The sequence below is a fragment of the Natronorubrum halalkaliphilum genome, from assembly GCF_009834785.1.
In the GTDB taxonomy this organism is placed as follows: domain Archaea; phylum Halobacteriota; class Halobacteria; order Halobacteriales; family Natrialbaceae; genus Natronorubrum; species Natronorubrum halalkaliphilum.
The window spans coordinates 20,243-34,225 of sequence record NZ_WUYX01000019.1; the positions used below are offsets into that span (position 1 = coordinate 20,243).

General features: G+C 65.4%; 12 protein-coding genes and 1 pseudogene. 6 read left to right on the forward strand and 7 right to left on the reverse strand.

Translation table 11 applies throughout. The annotated features are described in order from the left end of the window. Positions 1-341 precede the first annotated feature (341 nt). Positions 342-1,016, forward strand: coding sequence for a DNA methyltransferase (locus GS429_RS04475; protein WP_160063127.1), 675 nt, complete (start codon positions 342-344; stop codon positions 1,014-1,016). Between the two features lie 53 nt (positions 1,017-1,069). Here the strand turns inward: GS429_RS04475 and GS429_RS04480 are convergent, their stop codons facing one another. After that, positions 1,070-2,065, reverse strand: a complete 996-nt coding sequence (locus tag GS429_RS04480; protein WP_160063129.1) for a fumarylacetoacetate hydrolase family protein — start codon at positions 2,063-2,065, stop codon at positions 1,070-1,072. Next, entirely contained in the window at positions 2,062-2,886 is an 825-nt protein-coding gene (locus GS429_RS04485) for a cyclase family protein (RefSeq protein WP_160063131.1), read from the reverse strand. The genes GS429_RS04480 and GS429_RS04485 overlap by 4 nt, the downstream gene beginning before the upstream one ends. A 135-nt stretch (positions 2,887-3,021) precedes the next feature. Between GS429_RS04485 and GS429_RS04490 the strand changes: the two genes are divergently transcribed. Next, positions 3,022-3,360 carry a cupin domain-containing protein gene (locus GS429_RS04490; protein ID WP_160063133.1) on the forward strand — a complete coding sequence of 113 codons (339 nt, stop codon included), beginning with the start codon at positions 3,022-3,024 and terminating at the stop codon, positions 3,358-3,360. Between the two features lie 45 nt (positions 3,361-3,405). On the opposite strand, the gene GS429_RS04495 is transcribed toward GS429_RS04490, so the two are convergent. Next, complete coding sequence (locus GS429_RS04495; protein WP_160063135.1) at positions 3,406-5,487, reverse strand: SLC13 family permease; 2,082 nt, start codon at positions 5,485-5,487, stop codon at positions 3,406-3,408. 313 nt (positions 5,488-5,800) lie between these two features. On the opposite strand from GS429_RS04495, the gene GS429_RS04500 reads away from it, so the two are divergent. Both GS429_RS04500 and GS429_RS04505 read left to right on the forward strand, forming a co-directional pair. Next, positions 5,801-6,889, forward strand: coding sequence for a geranylgeranyl reductase family protein (locus tag GS429_RS04500; protein WP_160063137.1), 1,089 nt, complete (start codon positions 5,801-5,803; stop codon positions 6,887-6,889). A 175-nt stretch (positions 6,890-7,064) separates the two neighbouring features. Continuing rightward, entirely contained in the window at positions 7,065-8,498 is a 1,434-nt protein-coding gene (locus tag GS429_RS04505) for an MATE family efflux transporter (RefSeq protein WP_160063139.1), read from the forward strand. A gap of 134 nt (positions 8,499-8,632) precedes the next feature. Here GS429_RS04505 and GS429_RS04510 read toward each other — a convergent pair whose 3' ends face one another. Both GS429_RS04510 and GS429_RS04515 read right to left on the reverse strand, forming a co-directional pair. After that, entirely contained in the window at positions 8,633-9,976 is a 1,344-nt protein-coding gene (locus GS429_RS04510) for a TIGR00341 family protein (protein WP_160063141.1), read from the reverse strand. An 85-nt stretch (positions 9,977-10,061) separates the two neighbouring features. Continuing rightward, positions 10,062-10,486: pseudogene (locus GS429_RS04515) on the reverse strand (hypothetical protein). A gap of 175 nt (positions 10,487-10,661) precedes the next feature. On the opposite strand from GS429_RS04515, the gene GS429_RS04520 reads away from it, so the two are divergent. After that, positions 10,662-11,480, forward strand: coding sequence for a helix-turn-helix transcriptional regulator (locus GS429_RS04520; RefSeq protein ID WP_160063143.1), 819 nt, complete (start codon positions 10,662-10,664; stop codon positions 11,478-11,480). A 110-nt stretch (positions 11,481-11,590) separates the two neighbouring features. Further along, positions 11,591-12,421, forward strand: coding sequence for a class I SAM-dependent methyltransferase (locus GS429_RS04525; protein ID WP_160063145.1), 831 nt, complete (start codon positions 11,591-11,593; stop codon positions 12,419-12,421). Positions 12,422-12,485: 64 nt separating this feature from the next. Here GS429_RS04525 and GS429_RS04530 read toward each other — a convergent pair whose 3' ends face one another. Beyond that, positions 12,486-12,818 (reverse strand): hypothetical protein, encoded by a 333-nt coding sequence (locus GS429_RS04530; protein WP_235920734.1) that lies wholly within the window; start codon positions 12,816-12,818, stop codon positions 12,486-12,488. Between the two features lie 64 nt (positions 12,819-12,882). Then, complete coding sequence (gene ygfZ, locus GS429_RS04535) at positions 12,883-13,974, reverse strand: CAF17-like 4Fe-4S cluster assembly/insertion protein YgfZ (RefSeq protein ID WP_160063147.1); 1,092 nt, start codon at positions 13,972-13,974, stop codon at positions 12,883-12,885. Between the last annotated feature and the right edge of the window lie 9 nt (positions 13,975-13,983).

Below are 13,983 nucleotides of genomic sequence, written 5' to 3' on the forward strand. Positions count from 1 at the left end.
GGGTATCCGCCTCGACCGCCGATGAACGACGTCCCATCTCCGACGGGACGATGACCGCGGTCGGCAACGTGGTGTACGAACACCCGACCTAATACATCGCGGAGTCGGTCCTCGAGGACGACGATGGGACGCAACTGGCCCGGGCGACCGGCACGTTCGTGCCGAGCAACATCGAACTCTCGGCCGAAATTGGATACGAGTGAGCAGGGCGGACTCCAGTCACTATTCGAGGACCGTATGCTCGAGGTCGCCAACGAGACGGTGTTCGAGAGTGTGCAGAACAAGAAGACGCTGGCACTCGAACCAAAAGTTGTTAGATTTGTGTGATAAAACGCTCGTATATGGATACGTACCGTTCCGTCGAATACGCTCACAGCAGCGAGTTACCGGTGGGCCACACCACCGAGGTTCGAACCCCGAACGCACTCGTCGAACAGTTCCTGTCGGCGTATTCCGACGCCGGTGACACGGTCATCGATATCTTCGCCGGATACGGAACGACGCTCACCGTCGCCGAACGGATAGGACGGACTCCCTACGGACTCGAGTACGAAGCCGAGCGCGTTTCACACATCCGTGATCGGATCGCGACGCCGGACCACGTTCGACGGGGAGACGTGCTCGAACTCGACTCATCGTGGTTCCCGGCCTGTGACTGCTGTTTCACCTCGCCGCCGTTCATGGAACGGACGGACGACCGGAACCCGTTCCGAAACTATTCGGGTTCGAGCAGTTACGAGGAGTATCTCGCGGATATCGAAACGGCGTTCGGCAATCTCGCCGCCGTACTCACCCCCGGAGCCACCGTCGTCGTCGACATCGCGAACATCAAACACGAGGGACGAGTAACGCCGCTGGCGTGGGACGTCGCGGCGCGCGTCTCGAACGTCTTCCACTTCGAGGGCGAGGTCGTCATCACGTGGGAAGGCGGCTGCAGCCCCGACGAGAGAGACGGCCGTTTCGGATACGGCTACGATCACTCCTACTGCCTGGTGTTTCGGAAGGGAGACGAGTAAAGGCGGTGGCGGCCCGAACGCACGTGAACGGACTGCACTTCTGATTCGATCCGTTACCCGACGACCGTGTGCTCGAGCGTGCCGATCCCCTCAATCTCGAGTTCGACGGTCGACCCGTCCTCGAGCCACGTGCCCAGTTCTAACCCGCAGCCCTCGCCGACGGTCCCGCTGCCGATGACGTCGCCCGGATGCAGCGTCTCGGACTGGGAGACGTGTTCGATGATCTCGGAAAAGGAGTGGTACATCTCGTCGACGGTGCCCTCCGACCAGACCTCGCCGTCGATTCGGGCCGTCATGGGAGCCTCGAGCACGTCGATATCGTCGCTCGGAACGAAATACGGCCCGAGACCGTTCGCGAAGTCCTTGCCCTTGGCCGGGCCGAGTCGCCCCTCCATCTCTCGGCCCTGGATGTCTCGAGCGCTGAAATCGTTGAAGACGGTGTAGCCGGCGATGTAGTCCTTGGCGTCTTCAGCGGCGATATCGCGGCCCCGTCTGCCGATCACGGCCGCGATCTCGAGTTCGTAATCCATGATCTGTGAGTAGTCGGGCCACTGGACGGTCGTTCCGGGTGCGACGACGCTGTCGGCGTTGCCCTTGTAATAGACCGGCAGATCGTACCAGACGTCCGCGATTTCCCCGTCCATACTGTTCTGAACGTGTTCTTCGATAGCCATGAAATCCCGGAGCGAGTTGGGGCGAGGAAGCGGTGCGAGTAGCTCGTACTCGCCGGGTTCGTACCGGAGTTTCGCGCCGCCGGGGCCGCGCTCGGCGTCGGTCTCGGCGGCGTACTCGAGCGCCTCCCGCGCATCGTCGATCGCTCGCTCGCCGCGCTCTAAGAAGGCGATCATCTCCGGCGGGACGTGCGCGTGGGCCAAATCAGCGGGCGCCGGTTCGCCCTCGGCCTCGAGTGCAGCGCCGTAGGCGGCGGTGAGATCGACGAGGGTCGCTTCTCCGGCCGACGCGTCCTCGCTCTCGGTCGCTTCGGCGACGGCACCGATGCGTTCGACAGGACCCACTGGAGTCTCGACTTCGAAGGTGGCGAGTTTCATGCGGCTGACCCTCCGTCGTCAGCTTCGATAAACGCGACTGGGCGGACCCAGCCCGCGCTTCCGCCCTCGATTGTGATCGGGAAGGCGACGATCGGGATAGCCGTCTTTCTCGGTAGCGCGTCGAGGTTTGCCATCTTCTCGATCTGGCAGTACTCGACCTCGCGGCCGGCGAAGTGGGCCGGCCACAGTTCGTCCTCGTCCTCGCTCTCGACGTAGCGTTCGCCCATTGTCGTGAACGGTTTATCGAAGCCGTAGGCGTCCGTCCCGATCACCTTCACGCCCTGCTCGACGAGGAATTTCGTTCCGTCGGCGCTCATTCCGGGGAACTCGGTAAGGTACTCGGGGCTGCCCCACAGCTCGTCGGCTCCCGTCTGAATCAGGACGATTTCGCCGGGCGCGAGGTCGTGATTCAGGTCGTCGAGCGCGTCCTCGAGATCGGTTACCGAGATCTCTTCGCCGGGTTCCATCCAGCGAAAGTCGAGTACGACCGCGTTCCCGCGACACCACTCGAGGGGGATCTCGTCGATCGTCTTCGCCGGGTCGCCGTCGACCGTCGGGCCGTAGTGCCACGGCGCGTCGATGTGAGTTCCCGCGTGGGGGATCACCTCGAGGTCTTCCCAGGCCAGCCCCATCCCGTCGGGGAAGTCGTTCGCCTCGACGTCGTGGCCGAGCGCCCGCAGGGTCTCCGCCAGGCGCTGGGCACCGGCTTCGTGTCCGAACGAGTCGATCGACGGCGGCATCGGCTCGCTCGGTGAGTCGTCCTCGAGGCCGATGCTCAGATCGATCAGCGTGGCTTTGTCGGCTGTCAACACATCACTCATACTATCGACGTTTCGGGGAACGTATTTGAAAGTGATCCCGCGCGCGGTCGGAATCCGCCGGCGGCCCCTACGGGAGGACGTCTCCCCGAATATGTGCGTCGGATCGACTAACTCCGTGAGGTTCGAAGTGAGCGTATGGGATCTACCAGTGATCAACTCGCGGAACTCGCGGGCGAGGTCTTCGAATTCGCGGACCTGATCGACTACCAGACCGGTTCGATCGTCAGCAGAACGTTGGTCGACGAGGAGGCGGCGACGCTGACCGTCTTCGCTCTGGACGACGGACAGACGATCAGCGAGCACAGCGCGCCACACGAGGCGACGCTGCAGGTGCTCGACGGGACGGGCCGGGTGCGGATCGAAGACGAGACGTACGACCTCGAGGCGGGTGAGGGCATCGTCTTTCCGGCGAACGTCCCACACGCGGTCGAGGCGCCGTCGCGGTTCAAGATGCTGCTGACGATGATTCGGTGAGCTAACTCCCGAAGCCGCGGGATCGTCGGAGCGAACGACCTTCGGTCAGAGCCCCCAGATGAGGGCGATTCCGACCGTCGTCACGACCGCAAGCAGGAACTGAAGCGGGCCGCCGACCCGCAGGAAGTCGGCGAACTCGTAGCCGCCGGGGCCGTACACCATCAGGTTCGTCTGGTAGCCGACCGGCGTCATGAACGACGTCGCGGAGGCGAACATCACCGCGAGCAGGAACGAAAACGTCGACGCGCCCAGACTCGTCGCGGCGTCGACGGCGACGGGAATCATCAACACCACCGTCGCGACGGGCGTGATGACGTTCGCGAGCAGCCCGGTCACGACGTAAAACAGCAGTAGGACGAGAAGCAACGGGAGGACGTCCGCGGTCGCGACCAGCCCGGACGCGATAATCTGGGAGCCGCCGGTGGCCTCGAGGGCGATACCGAGCGGGATCACGCCCGCCAGCAGGAAGATGATGTTCCAGGAGACGGCGTCGTAGGCGTCGGTGATCGACAGACAGCCGGTGACGACCATCAGGAACACGCCGGCGAAGGCGGTTATCACGATCGGAGCGACGTTCAACGCGGCCGCGCCGATGACGCCGGCCATGATCCCGATCGTGAGCGGCGTTTTCGACGACAGCGGGGCGAGCTCCTCGAGGTCGGTGTCCGCCAGCCGGTCGAAGGCGTCTTCGTCGACGAAGAGCAAGTCGGTGGACTTGGTGAAGTGTTCGATCGCGTCGGGATCGGTCTGGAGCAGGAGGACGTCGCCGGCGGCGAGTCGGACGTCGCCGAGTTCGGTCCGGAGCAGTTCGCCCTCGCGGCGGATCGCCAGCACCGTCGTCCCGTAGAACGTGCGGAGATTGGTCTCGGCGAGCGTTTCGTCGACGAACCCCGAGTCGGCGGGGACGACGGCCTTGGCGAGGACGTCCTCGCTGGACGCCTCGTCGAAGGTCTCCTCGGTCACCCGCTTTCGGACGAGCTGCTGCAGGTCCTGGTTCCCGACGAACCGGTTGACCGCCTGCAGGGAGCCGTGAACCGTGAGCACGTCACCGGCGCGGATGCGCTGATCGGAGCCGACGGCGACGAAGGTTTCGCCGGCGGTAGCAACCGGTTCCGTTTCTCCGACGGGCGCGTCGCTCGTGGCCCCAGCTGCGGTGGCAACCGCCTCTCCGCTCGTCGCGACTCGAGAGTCGTCATCGCGACTGCGCTGTTGCTCGCCCATCGCGTCGTCACACGAGTCGAGGCTCGTGCCGCCGAGGTCGATATTGCCACCGTCACCGCCCTCACTACGCTCTCCGTCGTACTCGAGCACCCGCTGTTCGCGTCGCTCTTCGCCATCCCGGCGAAGCTGTAAGACGCGCACGTTCGCGTCCGTGCGCGCCTCGAGTTCGCCGACCGTGAGCCCGACCGGCGTCGAATCCTCGCGAACGCGGACCGCCGTGAGATGGTCCTCCAGGTCGAACTCCTCGACGAGGTCGGCGTCGACCGGGATCCGCGCCGGGGTCAACCACCGGCCGACGGTCGCGAGGTACGCGAGCCCGACGAGGAGGACGAGGAAGCCGAGCAGCGAGAACTCGAACATGCCGAGCGGCTGGCGACCGAGGAGTTCGACGGCAAACTCGCTGGCGAGGAGGTTCGTCGACGTGCCGATGAGGGTGAGCGTGCCGCCGAGGATCGCGGCGTACGACAGCGGCAAGAGCAGCTTCGACGGCGATATCCCCGTCTTCTCGGCGAGTTCGGAGATCATCGGGATGAAGATCGCCACGACGGGCGTGTTGTTGATGAATCCCGCGAGCGGGCCGGTCGTACAGATCGTCGCCGCCAGCGCCCGCTTTTCGCTTCCGTTCGTGAACCTGGCGAGGGACACCCCGAGTCGCTGGACCACGCCGGTCTTCTGGATCGCCGAACTGAGCATGTACATGGCGACGATCGTGATCGTGGCGGTGCTCGCAAAGCCCGAAATCGCCGCCTGATGGCCGACGCCGGTCACCGGCTCGAGCGCCGCCAGCGAGACGATGATTCCGATCGCCGTCACGTCGTTCGGGATCGCTTCGGTAACGAACAACACGAGGGCGACGCCGATGAGTCCGAAGACGACCAGCGCGCCGGTCGAAACACCGTCGATCATCGGCGAATCAGCCGATGCAGAACGGAGGATGTCAGCGCCAAGTGGTTCCTGTGCGGCCGCCGGGCGGCCACGAACGCTACTGGTGTCGCGTTCACATTCTCTCGGGCTCAGGCAATTCATAAAACGATACCTGTTCACGGAGACACCAATTTTGGTCCGGTACCGGCTAACTCGAGGCCGTCTTCCGTGGCGGTCGGTGCCGTTGCCGTAGCCGTGGTCCTGGTCGCATCCGTGTTCGGAGCCGGGCCGGGACACGACGGAGCGGAGCGCCCGCTCGAGAAACTATTTACTCTTCCCCGTGAACGTAATAGATATGTACGATTTCGTCGTCGTGGGCGTCGGTCCGGCGGGGGCCCGCTTCTCGCGACGGGCCGCCGAACAGGGGTATGACGTGCTCGCACTCGAGCAAGGAACGGTGGGGACGCCGCTTGCCTGTTCGGGCCACGTGAGTACTGATATCTGGGAATTTACCGGCAAGGGCGCGCGCGAAGAACTGTTCCAGAACGAAGTGTATGGCGCGCGATTTCACGTCGGCGGGCCACACAGCGAACCCTACCCGTTCTACAAGGACGAAGTCGCGTCGAACGTCATCGATCGGGTGGGACTGGATCGCCACCTCGCGGATCTCGCGCGCGAGGCGGGCGCAGACGTCCGCGAGGAACACACCGTTACGGGCGTCACCGAACACCACGACCGCGTCGAGATCGTCGCCAGCGGTCCCGACGGCACCGTCAAGCACGAGGCGAAGATGCTGGCCGGCTGTGACGGCGCGCGCTCGCGGGTTCGAGACGAACTGTCGCTCCCCCAGCCCGGCGAACTCTTGCACGGCGTGTTGGCATTCTCCGACGAGGACGATCACGAGGACTTCGTCGACGTCCACCTCACCGCGCCGACGTTCTTCGCGTGGCGTATCCCCCGCGGCGAGGCGGGCGTCGAGTACGGGCTCGCGGCACCGCCGGGCGTCCAGGTGAACAAGCACTTCCGGGAACTGATCGACGGCTACGAGATCGACGTCTCCCATCGCTGTTCGGGGGCCATCCCGATCGATCCACCGGATCGCGTGACCGGTCGCCGGGCGTTCCTCATCGGCGACGCGGCCGCCCAGACCAAGCCGTTTACCGGCGGCGGCATCCTGTACGGGATGACCTCCGCCGATCACGCCGCTCGAGAGATCGATCCCGACCGTCCGACGACGCTCGCCGCCTACGAACGCGCCTGGCGCGAGGACCTGGCCCGCGAGCAGGAACTGGGCCGGTACCTCCGACGGGCGTACTCGTTCCCGGAGCCCGTCCAGCACGTGGGCCTCGGTGCGCTCTCGGGCGAAATCGGCGTCCACATGGATCGGCCGACGTCCCTCCTTTCTCCGACCCACCTCAAGGCGATGCTCTCGCGGCTTCGTTGACCTCCTCTCACGACTGCAGTCGTGGGCTCTCCCCTGCTTTCTCTGTAGGTGGTGGCGAGTCCGACCGTCACGCCCGGATAGGATCACAAATCCGCCAATTTGGCTGTAAGGAACCCCGATCTGCACTCGAGCGCAGTCGACAGACCGAAGACGCGCCTCCGGAAACGACCAAGCGATGACGCGCCGGCAGGCGGCAGTCGAGTGGCTCGCGAGATCGCTCGAGCGCCTCGGGATTATCGACGCCGAGCGGTTCCGTCCGACGGCGAACCTGGCGTGGCCCCGAATCGTGACCGGCTTCGCGATCATGTCAAAGCAGACGGCCGACCTCGCGATGGTCGGTATCGCCGTCGGGACGGCGGGAACTGCGGGACTGGCGTTTGCGCTCGCGTACTGGGAAATCGTGACGATGCTGGGACTCGGGCTTGCGGGCGGGACCGTCAGCCTCGTCTCGCAGAACTACGGCGGCGAGGAGACCGAACGCGCCTCGCTCGTCGTGACACAGAGTATCCTGCTCGCGACCGCGATCGCGGTGCCGATCGTGGGCGTCTTTTTCCTGTTCGCCGAGCCGCTGATCGGCTTGTTCGGCGCCGGATCGGCGTCGCTCGAGCACGGCACCACCTACCTCGTCTTCGTCGCGCCTGCGGTCCTGTTCGAACTGCTCAACCTGATCGCCAGCCGGACCTACACGGGCGTCGGTGACACGTTCACCGAGATGGTCGCCCGCGCGGGCGGCGCGGTGCTCAACATCGTCTTGAGCGCGCTCTTCATCTTTGGGTTCGACCTCGGCGTCGCCGGAGCGGCGATCGGCACCACGCTCTCGACGGGGTTCGTGACGCTCGTCCTCGGGTGGGGGATGGTGGGCCGGTCCTACGGCGCCCTCGGCATGGAACCCAGCCCGGTTCCGGTGACTCGAACGGGGCCGTGGATCGAGCCGGCGCTCCTTCGACAGGTGATCGAGATTTCGACGCCGGAGATCGGTCGCCGGCTCGCACAGGGGATCGCCGTCTTCCCGCTGCTGTGGATCGCGGCCGCTTTCGGGCCGGTTATCGTCACCGCACTCGAGGTCGGTCGCCGCGTGCGAAGCCTGATCAACAGCGTCAACTGGGGGCTCTCGCTGGCCTCGAGTTCGCTCGTGGGCCAGCAGTTGGGGGCGGACGACGAGGACGAGGCGGGAGCCTACGGCGCGGCAATTATCCGGCTCTCTATCGTCTGTTACGTCGGACTGGCCGCGCTGGTCATCGTCTTCGCGGAGCCCATCGCGAGCCTGTTCGTCTCGGGCGCCGACGAACTCGCGTGGGCCGCTACGTTCGTCGTCGTCGGTGCGATCAGTTCGATCGGGTTCGGAATCGACGGCACCGCTGCGGGTGCGTTGCTCGGTGCCGGTGACACGCGCCTGCCGTTCGTGGCCTCGCTGGTCGGTCGGTACGTGTTCGCTGTCCCGGCGGCCGCGCTCGGCCTGATCACGCCGCTCGGCGTCGGCGGGCTCTATCTCGCCTTGCTGCTCGAGACGGCCGTTCCGGGCGGGATCAATTACTGGCTGTTCCGACGCGGCCGCTGGAAGGCCGTGAGCCGGCGGTACCGGCCGTCGTCGGACGCCGATGTGGATTGAGTCCCGCCGAGCGACGGCTCGCTCACTCGAGACCTGAAATTCCGTTCGGCTCGAGGTGCGTGAAGAGTCGAGCAAATGAGAGTGCGAGGCGGTCAGCGTCGCTATCGGCGCGGGCATGAGTTAGTGACCCCCGCTCACGAGTCGCTCGAGGATCGATCCGCCACCTGTTGGATCTCGGTCTCTCCACCGCGCTGTTCGGCCACGACGTACTGCACCTCGATGACAAGCGACTCGTCGCTGTGCGGTTCGATCGCCTCGTAGAGTCGGTCGGCGAGCCCCGGTTCCGGTCCGGGATCCTGTCCGGTGACCGTAACGACGACCTGATCGACCGACTGAATCGGATAGTCGCCGTCGAGTTCGACCGCGACGGCAGCCGCCTCGAGGTGGTCGTATTCGGACTCGTTGAGCACCGACTCGACTTCGTCATCGGCCGACGACTCGAGTTCGGTCGTGTGGAAATCGAGCAGGGTGACGCCGGCCAGCGGCGCGGCCAGTACCAGCAGCCCGATCCCGAAAATCGCCGCGTACGTGTACGTCGGTGTCCGGCTCGGCGACACCTCGAACAACCCCTGCGGACGATAGCCGGCGACCCAGAGCGTGGCCAGCGCGGCGAGGTTGATCGACAGCAGATTGACGATCACGAGCACGGCCGCACCGACCGCCGCGCCGTACATCCCCCAGGCGACCGTGATCCCGACCGCGGCCGACGGCGGAATCAACGCCGCGGCGATCATGACGCCGACGATGGCCTCCGAGAACCCCCGCGTGAGACTCAAGATACCGGCGATTCCCGCGCCGAGGGCCACTGCGAGCGAGAACAGGTTCGGCGAAACTCGTTCGCCCAGTTCGGTCGCGACGACGATGTCGACTCCCGCGGGCTCGAGTCCGGCGATCCGTGCGAGCACCGCGAGGCCGATCGAGGCGACGACGACCATCGTAACGCCGACGAGCTGGTAGACGAAGCCGGTCGCCTTGAGGCGGTCGTCGCCGGTGACAATCCCGACGTTTGCGGCGAGTGCGGGGCCGAGCAGGGGTGCGATGACCATCGCGCCGATGACGACCGCCGGGGAGTCGGCCAGCAACCCGGCGGTGGCGACGACGGCGCTGATGAGCAACATCACGGTGTAGATCGTAAACGGGGGCGTGAGTTCGTCGGCTTTCGTCCGGAGAACCTGTCTTGAGGTTCGGGCCCCCTTCTGGCCGCCGTGGCTGTACTGATCGCGGAGTGTCGCGAACTGCTCGGAGATGACCGTCTCGGCGTTGATGACGACGACGCTGCTCTCGTCGCTGATCCCGGCCCGCCTGAGTCGATCGAGGACCGGTTCGACGGCCCGCGTCGGGACCGGGAACCGGACGACTGCGGTGTACCCCCTGCCGCTCGTCTCGTCGCTGACGACGTAGTCGATCCCCTCGTCTTCCAGAATGTCGAGGACGGCCCGACGTTTCCCCTCGGGGACCGTAATCTCGAGATAGCGCATACTGGGGCCACACTCGAGTTGCGGATAGAACTACGGGCGGCAGTGGACGGCCGTCGCGGCCGACAATCGAACGGTCCCGACAGCGTCAGTGATCGGTTCCGACGATTCCGCAGGCGATGGCCTCCGGATCGACGGGCTCCTCGCCGTCGACCGCGTCAGGATCCAACAGGAGAATCGTGTCGTCCGGCATCTCGCCTTCGACCTGTACCGGCCGGCCCAGAATCTCCGCTAACTCGTCGACGTCGTCGATATCGAACTCCCGCTCGAGGACGAGTTCGGCGTTTGCCCGCGAGAGAACGAAGACGAGATCCGCCGGGTCAGTCGCGTCGGTTTTAGTTTCGGCCGCTTCGAGTAACTCCGACAGTGAGTCGGAACTGACGTCCTCGAGCGATCGGATCGTCACGCGGTCAGTGTCGGAGCCGGGCGCCTCCTCGGACTGCGTGCGGAGTCGCGCGGACAGTCCTCGAAGTCCGTACTGGTGTCGACCGGTTCGTCGGTACTCGAGCCCATAGCAGGATTCGATCGTCGCCGTCCTTGATCGTACGGCTGGCCAGTTCCGGGGGCCGTGCGGCGTAGCGGGGAGCAGTCGCCAGTCGAGCCGCTACCAGCCGGAAATCGGTCGGACGAGACCGCTCGGCCGTCGCTCTACCTGCACGACTATTGCCTGCTACTGCGTACCACACCCATGGGAGAGACAATCGACGATATCGACTTTCTCGTACGCTCCGATCACCGCGTCGGGGTACTCGAGACGCTGGCCGAACGCCCGCGTGATCGAAACGACCTGCGCGCCGCGACGGGGGCCTCCTCGCCGACGATGGGACGAATCCTCGCCGATTTTCAGGATCGCCACTGGATCGAACGGGACGGACGAACGTACCGGCTGACCGAGTTGGGCGAGTTCGTCGCCGATCGATTCGGAACGTTCGTCGACGCGATGGGCCTCGAGCGACGGCTCCGCGGAGTCTGGCCGTGGCTGCCACACGAGATCGAGGGATTCAGCGTCGAACTGTTCACCGACGCGGTCGTCTCCGTTCCGGGTCCCGGGTACCCCTATCAGCCCGTCGAACGGCTCACGCAACTGCTCGCGGAGACGACGACGATGTGCGGATTCGGGATGGCGATCCTCAAGTCGAGTAACTTGGAACCCTTCTTCGACCGCGCTCTGGACGATCTGGTGTGTGAATACGTCTATCCGCCTGCCGTCTTCGAGGAACTCCTGTCGTGGGACCGAAGAACCGTCGTAGAGGCGACCGCGCGACCCAACTACACCGTCTTATTACACGACGCCCTCCCGATGGACGACCGGTGTGGGATCTGCCTCTTCGACGACCGGGTCAGCATCTGTTGTTACGATCACGAGGCCGGAACGCTCCGATCGCTCGTCGACACGGGGAGCGACGAGATGCACGACTGGGCGACGTCGTACTACGAACAGTTCCGGGCGGAAGCCAGCCCGCTCGAGGCGGCGGACGAACTCCTCTCGGTCGACTCGTTCCCGTAAGCGGTGTCGTTCGAATCCCGTCCCGCCGAGCGCCGCGTTCACGCCGTGAAATATTTCACTAGACAATTATACTTTCGCTCGCCGCGTACTTCTATTCGTGGTGTACAGTCATGAACGATCAGGAACACCAATCCGCCGGCTGGCAGCTCGAACAACGCGCCTCCGAAGCCTACGAACAGTATCTGGTTCCGCCGCTGTTTGCCCCGTGGGCCGAACGGCTCCTCGATGCTGCCGATTTGCGCGACGGTGACCGGCTCTTGGATGTCGCCTGCGGGACCGGCATCGTGGCGCGCAGCGCTGCCTCCCGGGTGGGTGAACGCGGATCCATCGTGGGGCTCGACATCAACGAGGGAATGCTCGCGGTCGCAGCGGAGACGACCGAGACCGAACGCCGACCCGCGATCGAGTGGCGACGGGGGGACGCGATCGACCTGCCGTTTCCCAAGGGGCGATTCGACGTCGCCTGCTGCCAACAGGCCCTCCAGTTCGTCGACGAGCCATCTGTCGCACTCGAGGAGATGCACCGGGTCCTCGCGTCGGGCGGACGTGTGGCGCTCAGCGTCTGGCGACCGCTGGAGTACCAGCCCGGTTACGTCGTCGCAGCCGAAGCCCTGGAGCGTCACATCGGGGACGAAGCCGGGGCGATGATGCGCTCACCGTTCCCCGCGTGGGAGGAGGACGTCCTCAGAACGTTCGCCCGCGAGGCGGGGTTCGACGACGTATCGATCACCATCGAGATCGGTTCGATGCGCTATCCCTCGATCGAGGAATTCGTCCGTCGAGAGGCCGCAAGCTCACCCCTGGCCGAACCGATCGCGGGTGCCGAGCGAACGGTCCGAGACGAGCTGATCCGAGCGGTTGAAGACGGCCTCGACGCGTACACCGACGACGACGGAGTCGTCTTCCCGATGGAATCGTACCGACTCACCGCGCGCGGATAGCGACGGAGAACGGTCGCCGGACCTCGTCGAAACGGGAGCACCCCTGTCCCTCGAAGGATCCGAATCAGGCCGGGAGCGACGACTCACTCGAGCCGCGACCGGCGAACCACTCGTCCGTCCAGCCCCTGAACTCCGTGCGCTCGTGCATGCGCCACTGAACGAGGGCTACGGGCGCGGGACGGCCGTCGGTGCGGTAACAAGCCAGACCGTCGGCATCCCCCGCGTCAGAACCCAGATTAAACAGACGTCCGACGGCGCTTTCGAAGGCCGACATCGCGACCCAGACTCGCCAGAGCCGGTTCGCCCTGGTCCGCTGTTCCGCGGTGTCGATCCGGTAGCCGTTGGTGACGGCGAGCGGCCCGCCGACCAGAAAGACCACCGAGAGAACGATCATCATCGTTTCGAACGTACGGCTCTCTCGAGCGGAGTTATCAAAGATCTATCTGTACGGGTAGGGCGGATTACTGATACTCGGGCAGCCGATCCGACCGGTCCGAGCCCTCGACGAACGGCAGCGCAGTCACGGTCGCCGGCGTTTCCTCACCGGCCACGCGGGCCGTCAACTCGTCGCTCTCGAGGCCGTAGTCGACGACCGCGAGCGCGATCACGTCCTCGAGCAGCGGACTCTCGCCCGCCCGCGTCACCTCGCCGACGGAGCTATCGCCGTCGAAGATCGCGGCTCCCGATTCCGGGACGGTCTCGCCCTCGAGGGTCAATCCCACCAGCCGCCGACTCGGCTGGCCGCGGTTCTCGACGCGGGAGACCACCTCCTGGCCGACGTAACAGCCCTTCTCGAAGTCCAGCGCGTTGCGCAGCCCGAGGACGTTCGGGAGGGTGCCCTCAAGTTCGGTCTCGAACAGAGGTGAACCGGCCTCGAGTGCGAGGCTCTCGAAGGCTCGGTAGCCGAAGGGGGCGGCGTTCAGACCGTGATTGAGCAACGTGTCGTAGACGGCTTCGGCGTCGGCGGCCCCGCAGACGACCTCGTAGCTCTCCTCACCGGTGAGCGCGTCGGTGCGAATGACGGTCACGCCCTCGTCGCCCATCGTTCCGCGAACGAACGAGTACCGCTCGTCGGGCGACCCAGCGCCGTTGAGGACGCTGGCGACTTTTTCGGTCGCCTTCGGCCCGTGAATCCCGAAGATCGCGTACTCATCCGTTGCAACCCGGATATCGACGTCCTGGATGAACACCTTCTCGGACCAGTCCTCGGCCAGCGGTTCGGCTTCCGAGGGCGGCGTAAAGAGCAACAGCCGCTCGCCAGCGTTGTAGATATAGAGCTCGACCTCGATCCCGCCCTGTGGTCCCAGAACGAGCGCGTAACAGCCCCGGCCGTCCGCGTCAGGAACTCGGTTCGAGACGACGTTGTCGACGTACTCGAGTCGGTCGTCGCCCTCGACGACAACAACGCCGTACGCCGCCTCGAGCAGGCCGACGCCGTTTCGAACCGCACGATGGGTCCGCTCCGGGCGGCCGAAGTGCTCGACGATCGTTCGCCCGTCCCGATCGCCGAACGTCGCCCCGTGATCCGTGTGAATAGACTCGATGACGCTCATGCGTATTCA

Bases quoted from the DNA above. Each gene is read 5' to 3' on its own strand.
- GS429_RS04495 (WP_160063135.1), bottom strand. From the start codon at position 5,487: ATGATCGACGGTGTTTCGACCGGCGCGCTGGTCGTCTTCGGACTCATC.
- GS429_RS04505 (WP_160063139.1), top strand. From the start codon at position 7,065: ATGACGCGCCGGCAGGCGGCAGTCGAGTGGCTCGCGAGATCGCTCGAG.
- GS429_RS04490 (WP_160063133.1), top strand. From the start codon at position 3,022: ATGGGATCTACCAGTGATCAACTCGCGGAACTCGCGGGCGAGGTCTTC.
- GS429_RS04475 (WP_160063127.1), top strand. From the start codon at position 342: ATGGATACGTACCGTTCCGTCGAATACGCTCACAGCAGCGAGTTACCG.
- GS429_RS04510 (WP_160063141.1), bottom strand. From the start codon at position 9,976: ATGCGCTATCTCGAGATTACGGTCCCCGAGGGGAAACGTCGGGCCGTC.
- GS429_RS04480 (WP_160063129.1), bottom strand. From the start codon at position 2,065: ATGAAACTCGCCACCTTCGAAGTCGAGACTCCAGTGGGTCCTGTCGAA.
- GS429_RS04500 (WP_160063137.1), top strand. From the start codon at position 5,801: ATGTACGATTTCGTCGTCGTGGGCGTCGGTCCGGCGGGGGCCCGCTTC.
- GS429_RS04520 (WP_160063143.1), top strand. From the start codon at position 10,662: ATGGGAGAGACAATCGACGATATCGACTTTCTCGTACGCTCCGATCAC.
- GS429_RS04530 (WP_235920734.1), bottom strand. From the start codon at position 12,818: ATGATGATCGTTCTCTCGGTGGTCTTTCTGGTCGGCGGGCCGCTCGCC.
- GS429_RS04525 (WP_160063145.1), top strand. From the start codon at position 11,591: ATGAACGATCAGGAACACCAATCCGCCGGCTGGCAGCTCGAACAACGC.
- ygfZ (WP_160063147.1), bottom strand. From the start codon at position 13,974: ATGAGCGTCATCGAGTCTATTCACACGGATCACGGGGCGACGTTCGGC.
- GS429_RS04485 (WP_160063131.1), bottom strand. From the start codon at position 2,886: ATGAGTGATGTGTTGACAGCCGACAAAGCCACGCTGATCGATCTGAGC.